General features: G+C 64.6%; 21 protein-coding genes and 1 pseudogene. 10 read left to right on the forward strand and 12 right to left on the reverse strand.

Annotated features, from left to right (window positions below):
- The first annotated feature begins 341 nt into the window (after positions 1-341).
- From AC0KUR_RS06275 to AC0KUR_RS06300, 6 genes are all read left to right on the forward strand, one after another.
- The gene (locus AC0KUR_RS06275; protein WP_473375556.1) at positions 342-3,104 is read left to right on the forward strand and encodes an outer membrane protein assembly factor BamB family protein; all 2,763 of its coding nucleotides are present in this window, start codon (positions 342-344) and stop codon (positions 3,102-3,104) included.
- A 110-nt stretch (positions 3,105-3,214) separates the two neighbouring features.
- Entirely contained in the window at positions 3,215-3,682 is a 468-nt protein-coding gene (locus AC0KUR_RS06280; protein ID WP_473375557.1) for a hypothetical protein, read from the forward strand.
- 166 nt (positions 3,683-3,848) lie between these two features.
- Positions 3,849-4,802 (forward strand): lysostaphin resistance A-like protein, encoded by a 954-nt coding sequence (locus AC0KUR_RS06285; protein ID WP_473375558.1) that lies wholly within the window; start codon positions 3,849-3,851, stop codon positions 4,800-4,802.
- Between the two features lie 24 nt (positions 4,803-4,826).
- On the forward strand, positions 4,827-6,152 hold the full coding sequence (locus tag AC0KUR_RS06290) for an HlyD family secretion protein (RefSeq protein ID WP_124670260.1): 1,326 nt from the start codon (positions 4,827-4,829) through the stop codon (positions 6,150-6,152).
- Between the two features lie 34 nt (positions 6,153-6,186).
- Positions 6,187-8,280 carry a peptidase domain-containing ABC transporter gene (locus AC0KUR_RS06295; RefSeq protein ID WP_034189359.1) on the forward strand — a complete coding sequence of 698 codons (2,094 nt, stop codon included), beginning with the start codon at positions 6,187-6,189 and terminating at the stop codon, positions 8,278-8,280.
- Positions 8,277-9,749, forward strand: coding sequence for a TolC family protein (locus AC0KUR_RS06300; RefSeq protein ID WP_080287874.1), 1,473 nt, complete (start codon positions 8,277-8,279; stop codon positions 9,747-9,749). Before AC0KUR_RS06295 ends, AC0KUR_RS06300 begins: the two co-directional genes overlap by 4 nt.
- A gap of 365 nt (positions 9,750-10,114) precedes the next feature.
- On the opposite strand, the gene AC0KUR_RS06305 is transcribed toward AC0KUR_RS06300, so the two are convergent.
- The gene (locus AC0KUR_RS06305; protein ID WP_034189357.1) at positions 10,115-10,549 is read right to left on the reverse strand and encodes a hypothetical protein; all 435 of its coding nucleotides are present in this window, start codon (positions 10,547-10,549) and stop codon (positions 10,115-10,117) included.
- Between the two features lie 254 nt (positions 10,550-10,803).
- Between AC0KUR_RS06305 and AC0KUR_RS06310 the strand changes: the two genes are divergently transcribed.
- Together AC0KUR_RS06310 and AC0KUR_RS06315 are read left to right on the forward strand one after the other, a co-directional pair.
- Positions 10,804-11,541 carry a sulfite exporter TauE/SafE family protein gene (locus tag AC0KUR_RS06310; RefSeq protein WP_059556817.1) on the forward strand — a complete coding sequence of 246 codons (738 nt, stop codon included), beginning with the start codon at positions 10,804-10,806 and terminating at the stop codon, positions 11,539-11,541.
- Between the two features lie 32 nt (positions 11,542-11,573).
- Positions 11,574-11,837 (forward strand): annotated as a pseudogene (locus AC0KUR_RS06315) (GABA permease); the annotation flags it as partial.
- Positions 11,838-11,872: 35 nt separating this feature from the next.
- Here AC0KUR_RS06315 and AC0KUR_RS06320 read toward each other — a convergent pair.
- The 6 genes from AC0KUR_RS06320 to ftrA all read right to left on the reverse strand — a co-directional run bounded on the left by AC0KUR_RS06320 (position 11,873) and on the right by ftrA (position 18,175).
- Entirely contained in the window at positions 11,873-12,451 is a 579-nt protein-coding gene (locus AC0KUR_RS06320) for an NnrU family protein (RefSeq protein WP_473375559.1), read from the reverse strand.
- 298 nt (positions 12,452-12,749) lie between these two features.
- Positions 12,750-13,361 (reverse strand): TfoX/Sxy family protein, encoded by a 612-nt coding sequence (locus AC0KUR_RS06325; RefSeq protein ID WP_473375560.1) that lies wholly within the window; start codon positions 13,359-13,361, stop codon positions 12,750-12,752.
- Complete coding sequence (locus tag AC0KUR_RS06330; RefSeq protein WP_473375561.1) at positions 13,358-14,467, reverse strand: malate/lactate/ureidoglycolate dehydrogenase; 1,110 nt, start codon at positions 14,465-14,467, stop codon at positions 13,358-13,360. The genes AC0KUR_RS06325 and AC0KUR_RS06330 overlap by 4 nt, the downstream gene beginning before the upstream one ends.
- Positions 14,468-14,522: 55 nt before the next feature.
- A complete protein-coding gene (locus tag AC0KUR_RS06335; RefSeq protein WP_034189352.1) occupies positions 14,523-15,977 on the reverse strand; it encodes a M20 family metallopeptidase in 1,455 nt (484 codons plus the stop codon).
- A 79-nt stretch (positions 15,978-16,056) separates the two neighbouring features.
- The gene (locus AC0KUR_RS06340) at positions 16,057-17,127 is read right to left on the reverse strand and encodes an NAD(P)H-dependent flavin oxidoreductase (RefSeq protein WP_034189513.1); all 1,071 of its coding nucleotides are present in this window, start codon (positions 17,125-17,127) and stop codon (positions 16,057-16,059) included.
- 85 nt (positions 17,128-17,212) lie between these two features.
- Positions 17,213-18,175 (reverse strand): transcriptional regulator FtrA, encoded by a 963-nt coding sequence (ftrA, locus tag AC0KUR_RS06345; protein ID WP_034189351.1) that lies wholly within the window; start codon positions 18,173-18,175, stop codon positions 17,213-17,215.
- 114 nt (positions 18,176-18,289) lie between these two features.
- On the opposite strand from ftrA, the gene AC0KUR_RS06350 reads away from it, so the two are divergent.
- The gene (locus AC0KUR_RS06350) at positions 18,290-18,709 is read left to right on the forward strand and encodes a rhodanese-like domain-containing protein (RefSeq protein ID WP_049032816.1); all 420 of its coding nucleotides are present in this window, start codon (positions 18,290-18,292) and stop codon (positions 18,707-18,709) included.
- A 90-nt stretch (positions 18,710-18,799) separates the two neighbouring features.
- Positions 18,800-19,126, forward strand: a complete 327-nt coding sequence (locus AC0KUR_RS06355; protein ID WP_034189349.1) for a superinfection immunity protein — start codon at positions 18,800-18,802, stop codon at positions 19,124-19,126.
- A 15-nt stretch (positions 19,127-19,141) separates the two neighbouring features.
- On the opposite strand, the gene AC0KUR_RS06360 is transcribed toward AC0KUR_RS06355, so the two are convergent.
- From AC0KUR_RS06360 to AC0KUR_RS06380, 5 genes are all read right to left on the reverse strand, one after another.
- Positions 19,142-20,311 carry a cytochrome P450 gene (locus AC0KUR_RS06360; RefSeq protein ID WP_473375675.1) on the reverse strand — a complete coding sequence of 390 codons (1,170 nt, stop codon included), beginning with the start codon at positions 20,309-20,311 and terminating at the stop codon, positions 19,142-19,144.
- Positions 20,312-20,412: 101 nt separating this feature from the next.
- On the reverse strand, positions 20,413-20,679 hold the full coding sequence (locus AC0KUR_RS06365; RefSeq protein WP_049032821.1) for a YodC family protein: 267 nt from the start codon (positions 20,677-20,679) through the stop codon (positions 20,413-20,415).
- Between the two features lie 335 nt (positions 20,680-21,014).
- On the reverse strand, positions 21,015-21,875 hold the full coding sequence (locus tag AC0KUR_RS06370) for an isocitrate lyase/PEP mutase family protein (protein WP_059556823.1): 861 nt from the start codon (positions 21,873-21,875) through the stop codon (positions 21,015-21,017).
- Positions 21,876-22,005: 130 nt separating this feature from the next.
- Positions 22,006-23,673, reverse strand: coding sequence for an ankyrin repeat domain-containing protein (locus AC0KUR_RS06375; RefSeq protein ID WP_473375562.1), 1,668 nt, complete (start codon positions 23,671-23,673; stop codon positions 22,006-22,008).
- A 184-nt stretch (positions 23,674-23,857) separates the two neighbouring features.
- Positions 23,858-24,283 (reverse strand): GNAT family N-acetyltransferase, encoded by a 426-nt coding sequence (locus AC0KUR_RS06380; protein WP_034189344.1) that lies wholly within the window; start codon positions 24,281-24,283, stop codon positions 23,858-23,860.
- Between the last annotated feature and the right edge of the window lie 46 nt (positions 24,284-24,329).

Below are 24,329 nucleotides of genomic sequence, written 5' to 3' on the forward strand. Positions count from 1 at the left end.
ATTTCGATGACCGCGCTTTTTATTATCTCTAAATTTAATATTTAGCTTCTGTCGCGCGGAATAATCTCACCTATACCACCAATAAAAAATTCACAATGAATTCATTCGTGAAAATATTCTAAAAATACCTTCACTTTGCTTCGTATGAGAAATGCAGAATTCGAACTCCACGCAGGTGATTCCGAGCGTCAAATGCGGAATGCATCCGCAATCTTTCGTTAATATAACTGAAATTCTTGGCGATCGCAAGATCCCACATAGTGCGATGGGGATTGATGTAATCCGCCTGTACAGGCGAATCGCGGCGGGGACACGTGAAATAATCGACCGACAAAAAAACCATGAATGATTCCAACCTGAACAGGCGGGCCGCGTTACGTAATTTAATTGAGTCGAAATGCATATTTCGCGCACCAAAATACAAGCTTGCATCGTCAAGCGGAAAGTCCCTTAAATGGCTGATCGATTTGCGACCACTCCTTCTTTCTTCGGAAGGACTCGATACGCTTGCGGATTTATTCTGGAATCGCTATGCGGATCAACTGCCGTTTCAGGTCGGCGGCATGGAAATGGCCGCCGTCCCGCTCGTGGCTGCGATTCTTATGGCCGGCGCACGCAAAGGGCACCATCTCGGCGGCTTCATCATTCACAAAGAGCGTAAGCGTTATGGCCGGATGAACGCGATCGAAGGCGAGGTTTCGGATGCACCTATTCTGCTCGTGGATGATATTTTCAACAGCGGCGCGAGCATTGAACAATCACGCGTTGTATTAGCGGAAATTGATCGCCCCATCTGGAAAGTGTGGAGCGTGATCGACTACCAGTCCAATACGGGTGAGGACTGGCAAAAGCGACATGGCGTTACAGTAGAGTCCGCATACGTTCTAGGTGATTTCGGCCTGAAACTGTCGGTTCCGACGAGCCATTCGACGCAGCTTTCGTTCCTCGTGCGCTGGCTCAGCAAAGCGACCTCCGCGAATCACCACTATGTCGTACCGAAATCCGCACCGCGCGCGCAAGGCGGCTTGATCTATTTCGGAACCGACAGCGGCGAAATGCGCTGCATCGATGGCGCAAGCGGCGAAACGCGCTGGAGTTTCAAGATCGAGGCGGCGCGCTCAAAAGGGATTTGGTCTACGCCGTACGTGACGCCCGGACGCGTTTTCTTCGGCGGCTACGACGGTAACCTGTACGCGTTGTGTGCCCAAAGCGGCCGGGAAATCTGGCGATACGTCGAACCCGATTGGATTGGCTCTTCACCGGCCTACGCATCCGATCTGAATCTGGTCTTTATCGGCGTTGAATACGCCAGTCCAACGCGAGGCGGCGGCATAGCCGCGATCGACGCTGAAACCGGTCACAAGGTCTGGGAATGTCCGGTCCGTTGCTACGTCCACGGCTCCCCGCTCTATGCCGCTGATGATTCGCTTGTGCTCTGCGGCACGAACGACGGTGCTCTGCTGGCGCTCGACGCACGTACTGGCGCACTCCGTTGGCAATTTCAGACGAACGGCGCGGTCAAGCATGCGCCCGCACTCGATCCCGATCGCCGGCAAGTCGTGTTCGGATCGTTCGACGGCGGCATTCGCGGCGTAAGCCTCGATAGCGGCGAACTGAAGTTCTGCATCCAGACCGGCAACGCCGTCTACACAACACCGCTGATCGACGGCGCTCGCGCCTACTGCGGCTCTACGGACAAGTACCTGTACGTGATCGATTTGGCGACCGGCGAAGGCATCGCGAAGATCGGCGCGCACTCCAAGATTTTTTCGTCTCCTGCCCGCATCGGCCCATGGATTTGGTTCGGAAGCACGAACGGGCGCGTACGTGCAATCGATCCTCAAACGTTTGCGCTCGCCGGTGTGTTTCAGCTTCCTGATGCCGTGACAACCGCCGTCGAATATGACGCGGTTAATCAGATGCTCACGGTTGCGACGACGGCCAATCGCCTGTACGGCGTGTCCGTGACGCCGCCAGTCGTGCGCGAACCAGCACAAGACGGGCAGTCGACGGTCGACGTGACCGCATTACAGCTTGCGCGGCGTGCTGTCGATGCAATTGCGAATCGCACCGCTCTGCCTGATCCGCTAGGATACAAATTGACCGGCGCTCTCCCGCAAGGTGGTGTCTTCGTGAGCCTGCGAAATCGCGCGACTTTGCAGCGCATCGGGCGCGGCGGTCAATGGACGTTCGACTCAAGCGACCTATCACCGGAATTGTCGGTCATCGTGGCGGTGACGAAGGCGTGCGCGAACCTGGCCGTCGATTCGCTTCGCGATACCGCCATTGGCGTAAGTCTGTTCGGACCGCTTGAGCAAGTCGCAGTCGATCAGTTGGATCACGAGAAATTCGGAATACTCGTGCGCGCAACGGCAGGCGGCAAGCTCGGCGGTGGGCTGCCGAACTCCCCTGAATACTGCAACGAACACGGCCAGTATCTGCACGCGCTGCGCAACGCCAAACTGACGCCCAGTGAAGGGCACACGCTTTACCGTCATACCGTTAAACGACAGACCGATGATATGTCGTGGCCGGCCTATGGCGTTCCGCTTCCATACGACGCGACGACACTGACGCGCTTCGTGTCGTGGTTGCTCGATCCGCGAAAGCAGGATGAGCTGGAAGATTCGCTCTCGGGCGTGGTAGATCGACTTTCCGCTCTGGCCGTCACTCGGTACATGGATGCAGCGTTCACAACGCAGCTTGTGCCGGCACCCAAGATGGCGAATTTGCGTGATCTGCAACAGTCCCTGCCGGACCAAGGTGCCGGTGCATCGCACATGTTCCTGTCACTGATATTCAGAGGCCGTCCTGTTGATCGCTCGCGCTGTCGCGGTCACTTCCGCATGGATCAGGATGCACTGATATGCCGAAATGGCAATCAGACGCAAGCTTTCTTGCCTGTATCGACATTGCATCGATGGACGGACGAAGAGTCGTTCATCGCGGCGCTGCCGGATATTCCGGCCTCAACCTGGGAAGTCGCTCCTTGCCTGACGTGGGCGATAGCAGACGACGCAAATCCCCTACCAGTGCGCGGCGCATTCATCGAGCAGGCGCACACGCAACCGCCGTCGCAAGTGCTGCAACGCTCGGAATCCTGACGCACAACCTTTTCGCGTCAGCTGTTTCGACAACCGATTGTGAATCAATGGCTGCGCGGGTGCCATTGTGGATGTAGACGTCAAACCCGCATACTTCAGGAGTGAATCACATGCAAACGATCGACGATCTGGATTTGCTGCGCTACGTGGCTGGTGGTGATGGTGATGGCGGCGGTGACGGCGATGGTGATGGTGGCGGATACGGCGATGGCGATGGCGATGGCGACGGGGATGGTGACGGCGACGGTGATTCCGCAGCCGATTCGGCAGTAGGCAGCGACGCGACGTCGTTGGCCGACGCAGGCTTCAACTCCGATGCCAACGATGCCATCGGGCAGGCTGAAAACGACGGTCAACTCGCGGAAGCCACGAAGGGCTTGCAGGACGAATCAATGTCCACGTGGGGCGGTGCGGCCGTTGCCGGATATGACGCCGCGCAACAGGGTCTGTCGTTAGGTCAGGCTGAAACTGCCAACCTCGGCTCCTTCCAATCTTCTCCGATCGGTTTCGCCGCAGGATACGCGGTTGGCGCTGCCGCTCACGGGCTCGGTATCGGCGGCGGCGGTCACAACCACTAAGCAACGCGCTGGTGTACAGGCTATGAACCAAGCCTGATCGATGAATGACGGCGCGCTACTGGTCCCGCGACTGGACGCGTTATCTTCATCGGTATAGCACCACACAGCGCACCGAAAATTGCGTCGCCAAAAGCAAGCACCCGTTGTTTCACTCGATCATAATTCCATGAAAACTGAAGACAATATAGCGCGTGCGTTTATTGATCTTGCCAAGCTTGGCCGAACTGATTGGCGAGCAACAGCATCGACGATCCTTCTTAGCGCGATCGTCAGTATCATCGGCACGCTTGGAGTCCTGATGTTTTCAGGATGGACGCTGTATTTCAAGAATTTTGATGCCGCTCGGGCAGCTATCTCGCTGTACACCAATACAGCTAGCACCACGGGCATCATAGGCTTCTGGCTTGCATGCAAGATCGTCTTGCGACGCCCGTACCTCTCCCTGATTTCCGTCGACCTGCGTTTCCGACTTCGGCGTTGCCTGTTCGGCGCGGTCCTTTATCTTCCTGCCTTCGTGATAGCAGCCTTAGTCATGTCCATCTATACGTCGATTCGAATTGGCGCATGGACGCTTCCGTTCGGGCATCTTCAACCGCTGCAGGACATTCTAAGTTTTGGTCGGATTCTAGGGATGCTTGGCGCGTGGCTCGGCATTCTCGTTCTCGCGTTCGCCGAGGAATTGTTTTTCCGTGGGTGGTTGACGCAAACGCTCGGGCAATATGTGCGTTCCCCGCTCATCGTCGTCGCAATCGTTGCCGCCCTCTTCGCGATCTACCACACACATTACGACTGGCCCATCAAAACGACACTGTTCTTTTGCTCGCTTGGGTTTTCTGCATTGAGTTTACGCGATCAACGACTGGAACTGTCGATCGGGGCGCATACGATGATGAACATCTGCGCAATGATGCTGCCGATCCTGTTCTCCCACGCGCAGCAACATGCGCAAATTTCAACGTCCGGATTCGTAAACAATCCAGTCCTGGTAGCTGACGCGGTTGTCTTTGCCATGCTCAAAGGTGTCCTGCCTTTCGCTTTGATGTACTGGTTTTTGAAGAAGACGAACGGCTGGTTTGTATCTAAAGAAGCCGCAAGCGCCATCGATGCTCAGCGCGTGTGATCATCCGCTGACAATAAGATAAGCATGAGCGAGATATCGACCGTCCCCAACGCAGAGCAGCCGGAAGAGAAACAGCCACGGCAAAGTAACCGTGCATTGCTATTCCGCCCCGCTGCGCTCGAATTTCGTCAGCATCAATGGCTCGGTGAGGTTGTGCTGACGGGTTCGGCACGCAGCCTCACGACCAGCATCGTGTTCTTCGCAATCGCGACCGCCGTCGTGTTGTTCATGATCTTCGGCGAGTACACGCGAAAGGAGGAAGTACAAGGCCGGGTCATGATCGACAACGGCGCGGCGGAGATATTCGCGCCAACGGTCGGCACGGTTATCCGCGTGCTCGTCAACGAAGGAGACGTGGTTAATGTCGGCCGGCCTTTGGTCGTCGTGTCAACAGAACGCACTATCGCTGGCGGCAACTCGCGGCAGCAGATCGGTGTTGAACTGAATGCGCGGCGTTCCAGCCTGGAAGGCGACTCGCGGCATATACAAAGCATCGTCGAACAGAACATTGCGATGCTCAAGGCGAAGGCCATCGAACTGAGCGCGGGTATTCGGCATCTGGAGACGGAAATCACGACCCTTGAGGCGCGATCAAAACTGGCAGAAATCGACAGTGCGCGGTTCGAACAATTGCGGCGTGACGATGTGGTGTCCCAATCCGAATTCGAGCAGCATGAGCAAAGCATGCTGATGAGTCAGGCGCAACTCGAAGACCTGCGAAAGCAACGTACGGCCTCTCAAGTGGAACTCGCGCAGGTTAAGGCTGATCTTCGAAATGCACCGCTTGATGAACAAAACCAACTGGACTCGATCCGTCGGCAAATGCTACAGGTGGACGGCGAAATCGCTGACAACGAATCCAACCGAGAAATCACGATACCGGCGCAAATCGCAGGCACCGTAACGGCTCTGCTCACTCGTCCCGGCCAGTCGGTCAACGGATCAACACCTTTGATGTCGCTACTGCCGCAAGGCGGGAGCCTCGACGTGAAACTGTTTGCGCCGAGCAAGGCAGTCGGTTTCGTCAAGATCGGCGCGCCCGTCGAATTGCGATACGAAGCGTTCCCGTATCAGAAATTTGGGGCCTACGCGGGCAAGGTCACGCAGATCGCTCGCACCGCCTTGAGCCCGTCGCAATTGCAGACCGCAACCGAAACGGGCGATGCCGACAGGTCCGAGAACCTGTATCAGATTACGGTTGCGCTCGATTCACAGACCATCAACGCCTACGGCGAGTCGATTCCCTTGCAGGACGGGATGCGCGTCGACGCAGACGTAGTGCTCGATACGCGCAAGCTGTACGAATGGGTACTGGAACCGCTGTACACGCTAACCCGCCGCTCACCCTGACCGCAGTTCACGCTTTACCCTAACCAGAGCAACCATGAACCGCCAACTTCAATTCGGATTTCGGCGTAGTGTTGACGTGCATTTGCAAACCGAAGCAACGGAATGCGGACTTGCCTGCATCAGCATGATCGCAACGTTTCATGGCTACGACACCGATCTGCCAACGTTGCGGCGACGCTTTTCGCCATCACTCAAGGGGCTTACGCTGCTCGATCTTGTCAAGATCGGCGCATCCCTCGATCTTGCCGGGCGCGCGGTTCGACTGGAGCCGGAAGAGCTTCACCTGCTGCGGCTGCCGTGCATTCTGCATTGGGATTTTCGGCATTTTGTCGTCCTCGAACGAGTTGGCCGCGATCATGTGATGTTGGTTGACCCCGCGCTCGGCGCGCGGCGCATGCCGCTCAAGGAATTGTCGCTGCATTTCAGCGGCATGGCATTGGAACTCTTGCCGACGCCGGCCTTTCAGCCTCGCCGGGACAAGCAGGAAATCGGTCTGCGTTCCCTGATGGGTCGTGCAAGTGGTGTCGGGCGCGGGCTGCTCAGAATCTTCCTGCTCGCCCTTGCGCTTGAAGTCTTCACCATCGTTGCACCTTTCTATCCCGAGTGGGTCACGGACCAAGCCATTACGACCGGCGATCGACACCTACTTCTGATTTTGGCGCTGGGTTTCGGGTTGGTGCTGGTGATCCATATCGCGACAGAGGCAATGCGATCGTGGGCTGTCACGACGTTCAGCACGCTCGTGAATGTGCAATGGTTGGCGAACGTGTTCAGACATCTGCTGAATCTGCCGCTCGACTATTTCGGCAAACGTCACATCGGCGATATCGTTTCCCGCTTCGATAGCGTCAACACGATCCAGCAAGCGCTGACGGTCGGCTTCGTTGAATCCGTGCTCGATGGTCTCATGTCGATCGGCACCATCATTATCATGATCGTCTACAACGCCCGGCTATCGCTTATCAGTGTGGTTGCCGTGGTGCTCTACGCGATCTTGCGCGCCTGTATTTATGGCGCACTGCGCATGTCGAACCAGAAGCAGATTGTTTTCGCCGCACGAGGCAAAAGTCTGCTCATGGAATCAGTCCGAGGCATTCAGAGCGTGCGCCTGTTTGGTAAGGCGGAGGACCGGCTAGCCCGCTGGCTGAATGTGATCGTAAGCGAGAAGAACGCCGATCTGCGAACGCGACGGCTTCAACTGATCGCCACCACAAGCAATCATTTCATCTTCGGGCTCGAAGCGATTCTCGTAACCTACTTCGGCGCGCTTGCCGTCATTGACCGGTCGCTCTCGCTCGGGATGCTGTTCGCCTTCCTGTCCTATCGTGGGCAGTTCACCGCACGCTTTACTGCGTTGATCGACAAAGTTTACGAGCTGCGAATTCTCAAACTTCACGCGGCGCGACTGGCGGATATTGTGCTCACGAAACGGGAGCCGGATGAAGTGATGCGAGCGCCGGACGTGGATGAATTTGTGCCGACGCTCGAAGTCAAGAAATTGTCATACAGCTATTCGAAGAACGGACCGAAGATCATCGACAACCTCGATCTGCGTGTTGAGGCCGGCGAAGCTGTTGCAATTGTCGGGCCATCTGGCCAAGGCAAAACCACGTTGCTGAAACTGCTCGCAGGCTTGTTGGCACCGTATTCCGGGGAAATTATCGCGGGCGGAATACCGATTCGGCAAATGGGGCTTGCGAACTATCGTTCCCTGATCGGCGTCGTGATGCAAGAGGATCGACTGTTCGCCGGATCGATTGCCGAGAACATCAGTTTCTTCGATCCAACGCCCGACTTCGCGTGGATCACGGAATGCGCGGAAATGGCTTCCGTCAATGCTGATATTCGTGCGATGCCGATGGGCTACTACACCTATATCGGAGACATGGGGTCTGCCCTGTCCGCAGGTCAGCGGCAACGCGTGATGCTCGCACGCGCCCTTTACCGCCGTCCGAAACTGCTCCTGCTCGATGAGGCGACGAGCCATCTTGACGTGAACAACGAGCGCGCCGTGAACGCGGCGATGCGCAAGCTGAACATCACGCGGATCATTGTCGCGCACCGTCCTGAAACCATCGCAACAGCTGATCGCGTCATCGAACTTGGGCAGGTTCGGGAAACAGCATGAGAAAGAAGAATGTCGCGCTTCAGACGCTTTCATACCGTTGTGCGCTCGTTGTTGCCTGCCTCGCGGTCGCCATGCTCGTCGTTCCGCTGACGCATGCGCAACTCGATCCTTTTTCGACGCGAAGAGGACTGGAAGACGTGTCGCCCTATTTGAACCGGATGGCACGCGCTACAGGCGCCTGTAGCGACGCGAGCCTTCATTCGCCTGTTTCCCTGTATGACGCAGTCAGCCGGGCTCTGTGCAGCGATCCGACCGTGCGCGAGAGCTGGGCGAACATGGTCTTGAACGCGGCTCAGGTGGGTGTCGCAAAATCTGCGTGGTTGCCGACGCTAGACGCCAGTGGCACACGTTCGCGTACAGTTGAAACCGAAACCCTATCTGGTCCGACACTGCCTGATGCGATGGGCCGCGCATCGGATCGTTATGGCGAGTTGCGGCTCTCGTGGGTGCTCTTCGATTTCGGAAGGCGTGACGCGAATCTGGCCTACTATAACGGTCTTCTTGAGCTTTCCAAGGCGAGCCATACCGAAGCACTGCAATCTGTGTTCGAACAGGCCGCAGCGGCGTTTTACTCAGTCTGGACTGCACAAAGCACACTTGATGCTGCGGGCAACGCCGAGGCGAATGCCGAACGAAGCTTTCAGATTGCCCGGCATAAACACCTTGCAGGCGCTGGTACACTGAACGATGAATTGCAGGCAAAGGCCGCGTGGCAGGAAGCAATTTACACACGCGTGAACGCGACAGGTGCGCTCAAGGCAGCGCAGGGCACCTTGTGTCTACGCATGGGAATTCCCGTCGAAACCTCCATTGAAGTCGATGTGAGCGCGGGCGCTCAACCGGACGTGAATTTCACGTCTTCGATTGCTGATCTGCTGGCGCTCGCAAAAGCTGTCAACCCGAAGGTACGCGAGGCGCAAGCCCTGATCGAAGCTGACGACGCGAACGCGAAACTTGCACACAGGGAGGAACTGCCCACGATTTCCTTGTCCGGCTCGTTGAGCAACGACAAGTCATTAGGCGCATTTCCACGCGACACGCGCACGTACAGCAAATATGTGGGAATTCAGATCAGCATCCCGATCTTTTCAGGGTTTGGTCAGGAGTATCACCGTCAGGCATCGGAAGCTCAAGTTGATATCGACCGCGCAAGCCTGCACAAAGCCGAACTGGAAGTCGCGTCGGCAGTATGGCGCAACTATCAGGACGTGATAACGAAGACGGCCAATCTACAGGTCGCCTCTTCGACGCAGGAAAGCGCGCAGGAAGCGTACGACGTGGCGAGCAAACGCTACAGTGCCGGCGTCGGTCCCCTGCTCGATGTTCTGAACGCCCAAACTACCCTCGCAACGGCGCGACGTCAGGTCGTGCAATCTCAGGCCGATTGGCGTGTGTCGAGGCTAGTGCTGGCATTTTCGATTGGGACGCTCGACGGCGAGCGTTGGACGCCGCACGCTGAAGCGCCATGACGATATTCGTCGTCAACAACGCTACGACGGAGATTTTTCTTGCCTTCTCTGCGACTTCTTATCCGGGCCTTGCCTGTGCCAATCACTGCATCAACGTCATCCGTTGCCGGACCGATGACCAAGACGGCCACGATGCCTGAACGTCAGCTTGTCGATACGCCAGTACCGGTCGTGCAACCGGGGCGCTTGGTCGGCGCAGGCGATCAAGCGACGCAGTCGACGCGGCTTGACGCCTCCTCCAGCATCGGATGCTCGACGCACGGCGCATCGAAGGCGGAAAGACGGACGTCGGCCGGACCGCCGCCCTCGCCGCTCATACGCGGTCGATCACCCGGCACGACCGGCACGCACCGGGAAACCGACGCTCAGTCGTAGTGCTTGTTGCGCTTCTTCTTGTGCTTGTTGCCGTGATAGTGGTCGTTGGAACGGGCGTTGTTGCGCGACACGTGGCCGCCCAGCGCCGCGCCCGCGCCGCCGCCCACGGCTGCGCCGACGAGACCGCCCGCCGTACCGCCCATCGCATTGCCCGCTGCGGCGCCCGCGCCGCCGCCCAGTGCGCCGCCGACGACCGCGCCCGTGCGCTCGCGCTTGTTCGACGTGACCGCACCGCCCGCGCCGCCGCCTACCGCACCGCCGATGACCGTGCCCGTGCTGCCGCCGATCGCATTGCCGACCGCCGCGCCCGCGACGCCGCCCAACGCACCGCCCAGTGCGTTATTCGTATCGCCTGCCACGGCAGGTAACGACACCATCGCCGTCACGCCGGCCACCACTGCCATCACACCCAGTTTCTTCAGCATCTGTCCGCCCTTCTGATTTTCGAGATATCGACGGGAATTTAGCACCATTCCGTTAAGCCTATCGTAATGAAGCGTTAAATCGGGCGTGTTCCCGGCTCGAACGCCACGCGCACGGCTGCGCCTGCGCACCCGGACCGCGCTCGCGCCACGAGGCGGCGAAGCACCGACGAACGCGATCCTGCATTACCATCGGGCGTCCACCGCGCCTGCCCGTATCCGGCAAGCGGGCCTGCCACCTCCCTCGTTGCGCTCCGATGCTCGCTCTCGTCATCCTCGCCGGCCTCTGGGCCGGCCTGCAGAACACCCTCGCCGGCGGCGGCTCGTTCGTCACGCTGCCCGCACTGATCGTGTCGGGCATGTCGCCGCTCGCGGCGAACATCACGTCGACGGTCGCGCTGTTTCCCGCGCAGGTCACGACCGGCTGGGCCAGCCGAAAAATGGTGCGCGGCGCGGGCAAGCTGTCGTTTCGCGCGCTGTTCGTGATCAGCGTGATCGGCGGCGCACTCGGCGGGCTGCTGTTGCTGAAGACGCCTTCGTCGATCTTCTCGCGCCTCGTGCCGTGGCTCGTGCTGTTCGCAACCATCGTGTTCGCGTGGGGCAGCTTCTTCCGCAAGCCGCGCGAAGGCGCGGCGCACCTCGGCACCGTCCCTGCCGCGATCTCGCAATTCATGATCGCGATCTACGGCGGCTACTTCGGCGGCGGACTCGGCTTCCTGATGATGGCCGTGTTGACGATGGCCGGTCTGTCGCCGCGTCACGCGATGTCGACGAAGAACGCACTCGCGGGCGTGATGAACGCATCGGCCGTCGTGCTGTTCGTGACGTCGCCGCACCTGCACTGGGGATCGGCACTCGCGCTCGGCGGCGGCGCGATCGTCGGCGGGCTGCTCGGCACGTGGGCGCTGCATCGCGTGAACGAACGCATCCTGCGGATCGGGATCGTCTGCATCGGCGTCGTGCTGACCATCGGATTGTTCGTCAAGCCGATCTGACGCACGCGCTTCCCGCCCAACGATAACGAGAGGCAGGAGAGGCGGACAACGCGTTGAGGCAAAGCCTCAAGCAACGGCATATCACGATGATCGCGCTTGGCGGCGTGATCGTGCGCGTGATGGTGTGCTACGTCGGCTCGGTGTCGATCCTGATCCTGTGCATGCCGTGGACCGACAAGGCCAACCAGAAATCGCCGCAAGTGTCGCTGTTCAACATGGCGGGCTTCAGGGGTGCGGCCGTCGCGATGAAAACCGTGCTGTTCGAATCGTTCATGTCGGTGATGAACTCGTTCCTGGCGAGGATGCGTTGACCGGCGGCCGGCGTGCGCGTTCAGCCGAACGGCCGCACGCCGATCAGCGGGCCGTGCAGGAACCGCGCGAACACGGCCCAGACGACGATCCCGCCCAGCACGGCGACGATGTCGCCCGACAGCGCGCCGGCCGGGTAGCGGACGCCGTCGCGGCGATCGCGCGCACGCGACACGACGAAATCGACGATCGACCACACGAAGAACGCACCGAACAGCACGACCGCATGCACGGTGCCGTTCACGAGCAGGTGCGCCACGGCCCAGACCATCACGCCGGCCAGCATCGGGTGTCCGACGAGCGTCTTGATCCGGTTGCGCGGCACGTACGACGCGGCGATCAGCACGAACGCGACCGCGGTCAGCATGCCCGTCAGGTGGCGCACGCCGACCGGCGACACCCACAGCAGCGTCGCGCCCGAGCGGGCGATCCCGTACCCCCAGACGATCAGCACGAAGCCGACGACCGACGCGATCGAATAACCGGCCTTCCAGCCCTTCTCCCCGATCCGCTCGATCGTCGTGGAGCGCCAGCCGCCGGCGACGATCCGGATCGAGTGCACACCGAGGAAGATCGCTAAACCGAGAATCAGGACGAGCATCGACTGTCTCCGTCTGGAATGATGAGTGGGGATACGTTCCGCGCGACGTACGATGCGCCGTTCGCGGAGCCGGCGGCAAGGCCGGCGCGGGCCGCGCCCGGCGGCGCAACCCGCGCCGATCATAAACGCCGGGACTGCCGTTGTGAAGCATGCAGGATGTGCGGCGCGTCAAGCTTGATGCGTTCGTACGTCCGGTCGTGCGGGCCTGCGGCCGTACGACGCACCGGTCGCCCGGTGATGGGTACGCCTGAAGAAAGGAAAGCGAACATCGCGCGGCTGTCGCTTCGCGCGGCCGGTATTACGTCTGCTTGCGCTTCGCCGACGGTTTCGATGCCGGTTTCGGCGCAGGTTTCGATACGCGCGCGGCTTTCGGCACGGAGAGCGGTTCGGCCGTGGATTTCGGCGCGGATTTCGCCGCCACCGTGGATGCCGTCTTCCGCGCCGGGTTCGGCGCAGGCTTGGGCGCGGATTTCAGTGCCGCTTTCGGCGCGGCTTTCGATGCCGATTTCACTGCCGTCCCGGCACCCGCCTTCGACGCCGGCTTCGGCACCGCCCTCGCCTTGCGCTTCGGCGGCCCGGCCAGCAACGCCGCACGATACGCGCCGCGGCACCAGTCGAACAGCGCACCCGCATCCTCGAGCACGTCGGCCGGCGTTTCGTAGTAGCCCTCGAGCGCGACCGTGCGCGTGGGCCTGGTATACGAGAACGGCCCCATGCCCGCCGCGACGAACGCCGGACGGTTCACGTCGTCGACACGCAGGAACAGCGACCCGCGCGACATGAAGCCGAACATCACGCCGTCGAGCCGCAACGCCGCGCCGCTGAAGAACCGGGCGACCGCGACCGTGCCGAGCGGCGCGAGCTGATAAGCGATCTCCTCGCCGTGCGCCTTCTCCGCTTGCCAGCTCATGCGCAGGCCTCGCAGCGCCGCGTCCACGCATCGAGCTCGGCGTCGTCGAAACCGACGGCCGTCGCACTCTCGCGGATCTGCCGCCACGTCGCGCGGTCGACCGGGATGCCGGCGGCCCCGCGTGCGGCACGGCTGGCATCCTCCGGCTCGCCGGGCATCCGCACCGGCGCATTGCCGGCCTGCGGCGATGCCTTCGCCCACGCGACGAACGCATCGGCCTCGCGCTCGGCGTCGGCCGCGTCGAACGCGTTCGGATCGATCAGCACCGACAGCATCCCGTTGACGATCGCGCTCGTCTTCTGCAGCGTATCGCCGTACGTCGTATGCCCGCCGACCAGCGCGCCGCCGAAGATCTCGCACATCGCCGCGAGCGCATACCCCTTGTGCAGCCCGAACGGCAGCAGCGCGCCGAACGGCTGCTCGTGCATCACGGCCGGATCGTCGGTCGGCTGGCCGCGATGGTCGATCAGCGACCCGGCCGGCACATGCTTGCCCTGGTTGTACGCGACGCGCGTCTTGCCGTACGCGATCGCGCTCGTCGCGAAATCGAGCAGCAGCGGCGGTTTGCCCGCCCGCGGATACGCGGCGCAGAACGGGTTCGTGCCGAAGCGCGGATCGGTGCCGTGCAACGGCGCGACCAGCAGGTCGCCCGGCACGTTGACGAAATGGAACGACACGAGCCCCGAGCGCGCGCACTGCTCGGCCCAGTGCCCGATGCGGCCGAGGTGATGGACGTCGCGCAGCCCGATCGCACAGATCCCCATGCGCCGCGCACGCTCGATTCCCTCGACCATCGCCTCGAACGCGATCACCTGGCCGAAACCGCGGCCGCCGTCGATCGTCAGCACCGCGCCGCCGTCGCGCACGATCGACGCGTGCCCGTTCAGTTGCAACTGCCCTTCCCGCCACGACGCGACGTAATTCGGGATCATCCCGATCCCGTGCGAGTCGTGGCCCGCGAGATTCGCGCCGACCAGGTGATCGGCGACGAGCGCTGCCTCGCGCGCACTGCTGCCGGCCCGCTCCCAGAGTGCCGCGACGAATGCGTGCAGCGGTTCGGCGCGCATGCGCAGCGGTTCGGTAGCGGGCGTCGGCAGGACGGTCATCGGCAACACTCCATCAAGTCGGATCGGGCAATCGATGCTTCGGACGCTGCGACGCTCAGCGCGCGGTCGCGATCACGTCGGCCACGGCCGCGGTCAGCTTCTTCGCGTACGGCACATGCAGGAACTCGTTCGGGCCGTGCGCGTTCGACTTCGGCCCGAGCACGCCGCACACCATGAACTGCGCGGACGGGAAGCCTTCCTGCAGCACGTTCATCAGCGGGATCGTGCCGCCGAGGCCCATGTACGCGCAGTCGGCGCCGAAGTGGCGGCGCGACGCGGCGTCGAGCGACGACGCGAGCCACGGCGCGAGATCGGGCGCGCTCCAGCCCGTCGCGGCGCCCGCGTCCGGCTTGAACGTGACCTTCGCGTTGTACGGCGGATCGAGTTCGAGCAGTTCCTTCAGCTGCTGCACGGCCTGGGCGGCATCGACGAGCGGCGGCAGGCGCAGCGACAGCTTGAACGCGGTGCGCGGACGCAGCACGTTGCCGGCATCGGCGAGCGCCGGCATGCCGGCCGCACCCGTGACCGACAGCGACGGACGCCATGTCGAATTCAGCAGCGCCTCGCGCGGATCGGTCGTGGTCGGCAGCACCGGCTTGCCGTCCGCGCCGCACGCCCACGGCAGCCCCTTCCATACGGTGTCGCCGAGAATCGCGGCGGCCGCTTCGGCCTCGCGCACGCGGCTCGACGGAATCTCGCAATGGAACACGCCCGGCAGCAGGTTGCCGTTCTTCGCATCTTCCAGGCGCTCGAACAGCTGGCGCATCACGCGGAAGCTCGATGGCGCGATGCCGCCGTAGACACCCGAGTGGATGCCTTCTTCCAGCACCTCGACCTGCAGGTCGCCCGACACGAGGCCGCGCAGCGACGTGGTGAGCCACATCTGGTCGTAGTTGCCGGCGCCCGAATCGAGACAGACGACGAGCGACACCTGGCCGAGCCGGTCGCGCAATGCATCGACGTACGGCAGCAGGTCGTAGCTGCCCGACTCCTCGCAGGTCTCGATCAGGCCGACGCAGCGCGGCCGCTCGATGCCCTGCTCGTCGAGCGCGCCGAGCGCCGCGAGGCTCGCGTAGATCGCGTAGCCGTCGTCCGCGCCGCCGCGGCCGTACAGCTTGCCGTTCTCGAGCTTCGGCGTCCACGGGCCGAGGTCCGCGCGCCAGCCGTCGAATTCGGGCTGCTTGTCGAGGTGGCCGTACAGCAGGATCGTATCGGTGCTGCCCGAGCGCGTGGCGGGCGTCTCGAAGAAGATCACCGGCGTGCGGCCCGGCAAGCGCACGATTTCGAGCGTCAGGCCCTTCACGGGCTGCCGTTCGGCCCACTGCGCGGCGTCCGTGACGACGCGCTCGAGATAGCCGCGCTTCGCCCAGTCGGGGTCGAATGCGGGACTCTTCGCGGGAATCGCGATGTAGTCGGTCAGGGCATGGAGGATTTCATCGTTCCACTTGCGCTCGACGAAGGTAACGAGCTTGTCATGGTCGAGGACGGGGGTCGTGTCGACGGAAGTCATGATGGGGGTGCCTGGATCGGGCTGACGAAAACCCAGATCATACGCCGATGCTCCCCCGCCGGCGCCCCCTCCTGGCCGTTCAGACGACCTTCGGGAACGCGTCGCGCAGCCCTGCCGCGCAGGCCAGCGCGTCGTCCCACAGGCGTCGCGTCAATGTGCCGGCATCCGCCTCGCGCGCGAGCGCCGCGGCCTCGCCCGACCACAGCAGCGAGAAATCGTCGCGGCCCTGCCGCTCGAACGCGCTACGCAGCGGATCGACCGCGGTCGTCGCGAGCGGGAACGCGGGCGCAAGGGCACTCATCGGCCCCTGTTCGCGCATGAAGCGCGTCAGCAGCCCGCGCGCGGGGCGGCCGGTATACAGGTTGGTCATGCGCGTGCCGTCGTCGCGTGCCGCGCGCACCGCCGCGCGATGCTGCGCCGACCGGCCGGCCTGCGGCGTCAGCAGGTAGGCGGTACCGATCTGCACCGCACGCGCGCCGAGCGCGAACGCGGCCGCGATGCCGCGCCCGTCGGCGATCGCACCGGCCGCGATCACCGGCGCGCGCACCGCGTCGACGATCTGCGGCAGCAACGCGAACAGGCCCGGTTGCGCATGGATGTCGTCGGTCAGGAACATCCCGCGGTGGCCGCCGGCCTCCGCGCCCTGCGCGACGATCGCGTCGACGCCGCGCGCATCGAGCCAGCGCGCTTCCGCGACGGTCGTCGCGGAAGAAACGACTCGCGCGCCCGTACGCCGCACGCGTTCGAGCAGCGTGTCGTCCGGCAACCCGAAATGGAAGCTCACGACGGCCGGCCGCCATTCCTCGACGACCGCGCACGTCGCATCGTCGAACGGCGCGCGGCCCGGGCCGCCCTTCACGCCGGCCGGATCGACTCCGGCTTCCGCGTAGTAGCCGGCGAGCGCCGCGCGCCAGCGCGCGTCGACCTCGGCGTCGGGCGCGGGCGGCGTGTGGCAGAAGAAGTTCACGTTGAACGGCGCGGGCGTGCGGGCGCGGATCGCCGCGATCTCGTCGCGCAACTGCTGCGGGCCGAGCGCCGCGCACGCGAGCGAACCGAGCCCGCCGGCTTCGCACACGGCGATCGCGAGCGGGCTCAGCGAACCGACCATCGGGGCCTGGATCAACGGCAAACGGGAAGGCAGTGTCGTCATCGGAATCCTTTTTCGCCATGCATGGTCGTCGCCACGCGGGTTGTTCCTCGTCTCGTCGCGCACAACCGGCCTGATGCCGCGTGCGCTACGTGCCGCCGCGATCCATGCCGCGCCGGTATGCGGCCGGGCTGGTCGCCGCGACGCGCCGGAAATGCCGGCGCAACGATTCCTCCGAGCCGAACCCCGCGCGCGCCGCGACCTGCGCGAGCGGCAGCGCGGGCTGCGCCTCGAGCATGTCCTTCGCGACGTTCACGCGCTCGCGGATCAGCCACGTGAGCGGCGACATCCCCGTCGCATCCGCGAACTGGCGCTGCAGCGTGCGCGTGCTCATCGCGGCCTGCGCGGCGAGCGATGCCAGCGTGTGCGGCTCGGCCGCATGGGCGCGCATCCAGTCGATCAGCTTCGCGAGCCGGTCGGTGCCGCCCGGCGCGACCGGGCGCGGCACGAATTGCGCCTGCCCGCCATCGCGGTGCGGCGGCAGCACGAGGCGCTGCGCGACCCGGTTCGCGATCGCGCCGCCGTGGTCGCGGCGCACCAGATGCAGCAGCATGTCGAGCCCCGCCGCCGAACCGGCCGACGTGACGATCTGCCCTTCGTCGACGTACAGCGCATCGGGATTCACGCGCAGCGCCGGATAGCGCGCCTGCAGGCGTTCCGCGTAACGCCAGTGGGTGGTCACCGTGAGCCCGTCGAGTACGCCGGCCGCCGCGAGCACGAACACGCCCGAACAGATCGAGCAGAGCCGCGCGCCGCGCCGATGCGCGGCCCGCAGCTTCTTCAGCAACGGCTCGGGCGGCCGTTCGTCCGGATCGCGCCAGCCGGGAATCACGATGGTGTCCGCGCGATCGAGCATCGCGAGCCGGTACGGCGCGGCGACCGTGATGCCGCCCGCCGCGCGCACCGGCCCCGGCTCGCTGGCGCATACCGCGAAGCGATACCAGTCGACGCCGAGTTCCGGGCGCTCGAGCGCGAACAGTTCGACCACGCAGCCGAATTCGAATGTGCAGAGGCGATCGTAGGCGAGCGCGACGACGAGATGATCATGCATGGCGCAATGTTACCGGAACTTGTCGATTGCGCCACTGCCGCAAAGGGGGCCGAACCGCGATACTGCCTCTCATCCCGGCGCGCTCCGCGCCCCTTCCACCCGGAGAACCTGCCCATGTCCTACGTCACCGACGTGCCCGCCGCCGACAGCCCCGCCGCCCTCGCCCATTTCGAGGCGTCGCTGCGATTCGAGACCGATTGCTGGGACGTGCACGACGCGCTCGCGTCCGGGGCACCCGACTTCGTGCTGCTCGACGTGCGCGGCCCGGACCAGTTCGCCGCCGGCCACGTGCCCGGCGCACGCAACCTGCCGCGCCGCAAGATCATCGAGAGCAAGCTCGCCGGCTATCCGGCCGGTACGCTGTTCGTCGTCTACTGCGCGGGCCCGCACTGCAACGGCGCCGCACGCGCGGCGATCCAGCTGGCGCGCCTCGGCCGGCCGGTCAAGCTGATGATCGGCGGCGTGACGGGCTGGCGCGACGAAGGTTTCGCGTTGAGCAACGAAGTGCAGCCGATCGGCGCCGAAGCCGACTGATCGTCATTAAAAACGCAACAATCAATTGCCAGCACACGAACGAAAAAAGCGCGACAATCAGCCACATTGCAGTTCGGACGGAGCAGCACCATGCATGATGCAGTCCTGATTCAAGTGGCCGGTTCAGTCGCCGCGATCGCGATCTATTTTCTGCCGGCCGTCATTGCCGACCGGCGCGGCCGGCACGACAAGCTGACGATCGCGATGTTCAACGCGCTGTTCGCATGGACCGGCATCGGCTGGCTGATGACGCTGTACTGGGCGTGCCAGCCGAACCCGCGTACCGACGTCGCGCAGACGATCCTCGCGAAGCGCCGCGGCGTCAGCATGCGGACGTTCTCGTCCGGCCTCGTCGAACGCGTGCAGCGCCGCGTCGCGGCCCAGGAGCAATGGGCCGAGAAGCAAGGCTGCCGTTAAGTCCCTTTTTCCCTTTCACCGTGCCGCGTCGAACTTCGGCATCCTGACGTTGGTCGACGCGCGGTAAGTCCAGTGCAGTCCCTCGTGCGGCGGCCAGCCGTCTGCGCGCAAGCACGCCCCGAACGCCCCCGCCGTCACCGCCCGCGCGATCCGCTCGCCCGGGCACGCGTGCGGCCCCGTGCCGAAGCCGAAATTCGGCCCCGCCGCGCGGCCGGGCATCAGCCGGTGCGGTTCGCGATGCACGGCCGGGTCGCGGTTCGCCGCGGCGAGCACGACGAGGATCGCGTCGCCGGCTTCGACGGTCGCGCCGTCGATCGTCGTGCGCGCCGCGACGAAGCGGCGCGTGTTCTGCACCGGTGAATCGAAGCGCCCGACTTCGGCGACGAAGGCGTCGAGCGCCGTGTCGTCCGGCACGGCGCGCGCGGCGTGGGCTTCCCCGTGCCATGCCACCAGCGTGTTGCCGAGCCACGCGGCCGTCGCTTCACAGGTCTGCGACAACAACCCGACGAGATTCGCCACCAGCGCGCCGCTTGCCTGCCAGCCCGACGCGCGGGCTGCCTGCTGCACGGCGGCGACGAGCGTGCCGTCGTGCGCACGCGTCTGCGCGACGCGCTCGGTCATCCGGTCGAGCAATTGCCGCGCGCCTTCGCTTGCGCGCGCCAGCGCCGCGGCATCCGACAACGGCGACAGCGCGGCGACGAAGTCGACGACCCGCGCCGCGATGTCGTCCAGCTGCGCTTCGTCGAAGCCGAGCAGATCGGCAACCGCACACACGGGTACGGTCATGCACCACGTATTCAGCGCGTCGGCGTCGCCCGGCGCCGGCAACCGTCGCGCGGCAAGCTGCGCCGCGCGAGCGCGCAGCGCCTCCGTGTCGATCGGCGCGAACGCCGCGCGCAACGCCTGCTTCGGCACGTCGTGCCGCGACGCGCCGTCGTTCATGCGCACCAGCTCGCCGAACAGCGCGCCGGCCGTCGTGCCGCGCAACGCGGGCGGCACCGGCATGTCCAGCGGGCGTACGCGGCAGGCCGGATGGCCGAGCACGGCCGTCACGGTCGACGCGCGGCTCGCGACCCACAGGCCGAGCGCGGCGTCGAACGCGAGCGGCGGCCCGTCGACGAGCGTCGCATAGTAGGGATAGGGATCGCGGTGCGTCACCGCTGCAATGGGATCGGTCGGGTTCATGCGCTCAGTATCGATGCCGTGCACCGCCGCATGTTTCGGGTTCACGTGAAATGTCGCGGCACGGGCGCCGCGCGCCGCGGCCTCGCAACGCAAGGCAACGGTCAGGCGGCCGACCGGTCGCGGTGCGACTGCATGCGCATCCGGACGCGCCCGGCCGAAATCGCGCGCGGCTCGGGCAGCACCGTGTCGTGATGGAACATTTCCTGCCGGAATTCGCCGTTTTCGTCGAACCACTGGCAGATCAGCCAGTCGCCGTCGTCGAACACGACCGGCCCCGCATAGGTGACGGTCATGCGCGGCCCGCCCGTTTTCAGCGTCACGACATCGCCGACGCGAAACCTGACGCGCTGATTTTCTCGGATCGTCATCGCTCTCTCGGATTTTATATATTGATATTCCCGGCGGCCCGCCAACCGGTCATTTGAATGTGCCGCAGATTATCAATCAAAAAAACGGCCGGCAACTGCCGCACACGAAAATACATTGATCGAGAAAATGCAACGATACGCGCCATCGACACGCGCGGCGGGCCGCCGATCGCCCGATCCGGCGCGGCCTGCACGGCGGATCGGGGCAACCGGGGGAAATGCGGAGAATAAACGATGGTTTTCGCGCCGTCATCGACGGTTAATTAAGACGCGAAATAGGTTGATTATTGTCAATCGACGTTTCCGCTGGAAACGATCCCATGTTTAATTGGCCGTCATTCTCCGAACAAAACCGGCGAATTATCGGGTGCCGCAAACCAGCGGTTGATGTCGCGCCCCGACACGGCCGCCTGTGCGAACGTAAACGTGCCGTCGCGCGCCATCTCGGTCGCGGCGCGCAGGAACGCGCCGAGCGCGGCCCGCGCCAGCGCGCCGCCGACGCTGACGCGCTTCACGCCGAGCGCAGCGAGTTCGTCCAGGCTCAGCAAGCCGCCCTGCAGCCCCATCACGACGTTCACCGGCGCGCCGACCGCCCGCGTCACGGCCGCGATTTCATCGGCATCGGTGATGCCCGGCGCATACAGCACGTCGGCGCCCGCGTCACGATAGGCGACGAGCCGGGCAATCGTGTCGTCGAGATCGCGGCGGTCGTGCAGGTAGTTTTCGCAGCGCGCGGTCAAGGTGAACGGAAACGGCAGCGCGCGCGCCGCGTCGACGGCCGCCGCGATGCGCTCGACCGCCGCGCCGCGCGGGTAGATCGGCGCGTCGGCGCGGCCCGTCGCGTCCTCGATCGAGCCGCCGACCGCGCCGGCCTCGGCCGCCAGCCGGATCGTTTCGGCCACCGTGTCGGGTGCATCGCCGAAGCCGTTCTCGAGATCGGCGCTCACCGGCAGGCCGCCCGCGGCGACGAGATCGGCAATGTGGTCGAGCATCGCGTCGCGGTCGATCGCGTTGTCGGGCTGCCCTTTCGAAAACGCGTAGCCGGCGCTCGTCGTGGCGAGCGCCTCGAAACCGGCCATCGCCAGCAGGCGCGCGGTGCCGGCGTCCCACGGGTTCGGGATGATGAACGCGCCGGGGCGCGTGTGCAGCGAACGGAAAACTTCGGCGTGGCGCGCCTGCAGGTCGGAACGGGTCATCGTGGACTCCCGGATGGTGATGACGGGTGAGCTTACGCCGGTCGTGCGCGCGACGTTTCAGCGATGGCCGAAATGTCGTCGCGCGACCGGAAAAAAACCGACGCGCGGGACGCGCGCCGGCAGCCGGCGCTTACGTCGATGCAGCCGGCCCGCCGTCGATGCCGAGCAACACGTCGGCGACGGCCTCGGAGAACTGCATCGTGCGGCCGTCGATCAGCACGGCGTCCGGATGCGACGGATCGCGCACCGCCTGCGGCACGCCATGTGCGATCAGCACGCGTGCGCACGCTTCCCAGTCGGGTACGTCGACGCCCTCCGGTTCGTTGATGGACGCCCAGGACAACGTGCCGAGCGCGTCGCTCCCGAATCCGTGCGGCTCGCGCCAGCTTGCGCCGTGCGCGAGCAGGAACGCCAGCAGATCGGCATCGCCGCGGAACACCGCGTGATTGAGCGCGCTCGCGTCCCAGTCGCCGCCGCGCACGGCAATCGGCCAGCCCAGCTCGACCATGACCTTCACCGCGTCGCGCGAACCCCATGCGGCAGCATCCGGCAGTTGCCGCAGCCGGTCCTCGGTCAGCGCGCCGGGCAGTTCCGGATGGCGCGCCCGGATACGCCGCGCGGTGTCGGCGTCGGCACGCGCACAGGCCGCCACGAATGCGTCGTCCGGGCCGAGCGCCTCTTCCGCGCCGGCTGCGCGCAGCAGCGCCGCGACGTCGGTCAAGCCGACCTGCATCGCCAGCCGGTACGCACTGACGCCCGCCGGCGTGCACGCGCGCGGATCGGCGCCGGCCGCCAGCAGCGCGGCGACATGGCGCGCCGAGCAGCGCACGCCGATCGCGCGCAGCAACGGCGCGCCCCAGGTCCGCGCGAGGCCCGCGCCGGGCGGCTCGTTCGCGTCGCCGCCATGCGCGAGCAGCAGTTCGAGCGCCGCCGCGTCGCGCATGTCGAACGCGCGCCGCAACGCATTCGTGCCGCCCACTTGCGCGCCGTGCTCGAGCAGCACGCGCGTGCAGGCCGGATTCTCCAGCGAGTGATACAGCGATTCGCCGTCGTTCGGGTCGGCGCCGGCTTCCAGCAACATCGCCGTGAGCGCCGGATCGCGATTGACGCCCGCGGCGCCGTACAGCGCCGACAGTGGCGCCGACTCGTCGGGCTCGGCAAGCGAAGCCGGCGGAAACCGGTTGCCGATCCGCTGGTTCGGATCCGCGCCTGCATCGAGCAGATGACGCGCGCAGTCGCGCAGCCCGATGGCGAACGCCGAAATCTGCCCGAGCCGCGAATGCGTGACGGCGACCAGCGGCGGCAGCTTGAACGCACCGCCGGCGCGCGCGATCCAGCCGGGATCGGCAGCCAGCGCCGCCTTCACCGCGTCGAGATCGCCCGCCGCGCATGCGATGGCCGGATCGGCCGACACGAGATCGGGATGGTCGAGCAACAATTGCGCGGCGACACGCGGCCGGGGCGCATCGACGCCGCCGGTCACCTCACCGCCGTAGGCGAGGTGGAGCCAGCGCCGGATCAGCGCCGACCGCGGTTGCCGCGCGAGCGCGCGCATTTCGACGAACGCGCCGAGATCGGCCCACGACGCGAAGCCGTACTCGCGCGCGATGCAGGACTGCGCGTCGTGCAGGCGGAGCCCGAGCGCGCGTGTTTCGTCGTGCGTGCGGTTCGCGGCGGCGGGGAGCGACCGGACAAAGCGCGCGACGGCACCGGTGTCGCCTTGCCGGTACAGGCGCAACAATGCCTTGGCCTGCTTTTTCAGATGATCGGGATGGGCGTTGGGAGGCAGCGTGTTCATGCGGATCCTCGTGCATGGATGGCCGAAGGTCCGCAATACCGCCAGCACAAAGGATGGGGAAACCTCGAGTGGATGCGACACAGGTGGGTTCAACCCTTTCCGCGGACCCGGAAGCGACCTGCATCGCTGCCCGGTATCGTAGGCGACGGCCGGCGACATCGTCAACCTGCCGACGCTGCGCCGCTCAGCCCGCGAGCCGCTTCGTCAGGAAAATGCGCGTGTGCCCGACCGGATAGTCCGGCAGCTCGCCGAAGCGGACATAGCCGCGCTTTTCGTAGAACGGTCGCGCCTGGAAATCGAACGTGTCGAGCCACGCGCTGTGGCAGCCGCGCGCGAGCGCCTCCGCTTCGGCCAGATCCATGATGCGCGTGCCGGCGCCCTGGCCGCGCACGGCCTCCGGCACCACGAGCAGGTCGACGTGCAGCCAGCCGAACGCCGTGCCGCCCCACAGGCCGCCGACCACCGCGCCGGCGGCGTCGGTCACGACCACGGCCAGCGGCCGGAACTCGGCCGGACCGGCCTGGCTTTCGTTGAACCGGACGAGCGGCGCGACGATCTGCTTGCGTACGTCCGCGTCGCCCGCGTCGGTCACTTCGTAGGTGAACGTCATCGGTTGCGTCGGGTTGAATCGTGAACGGGAATTGGCTGGAGCCGCA

This window comes from Burkholderia sp. YHN3-13, from assembly GCF_055810675.1.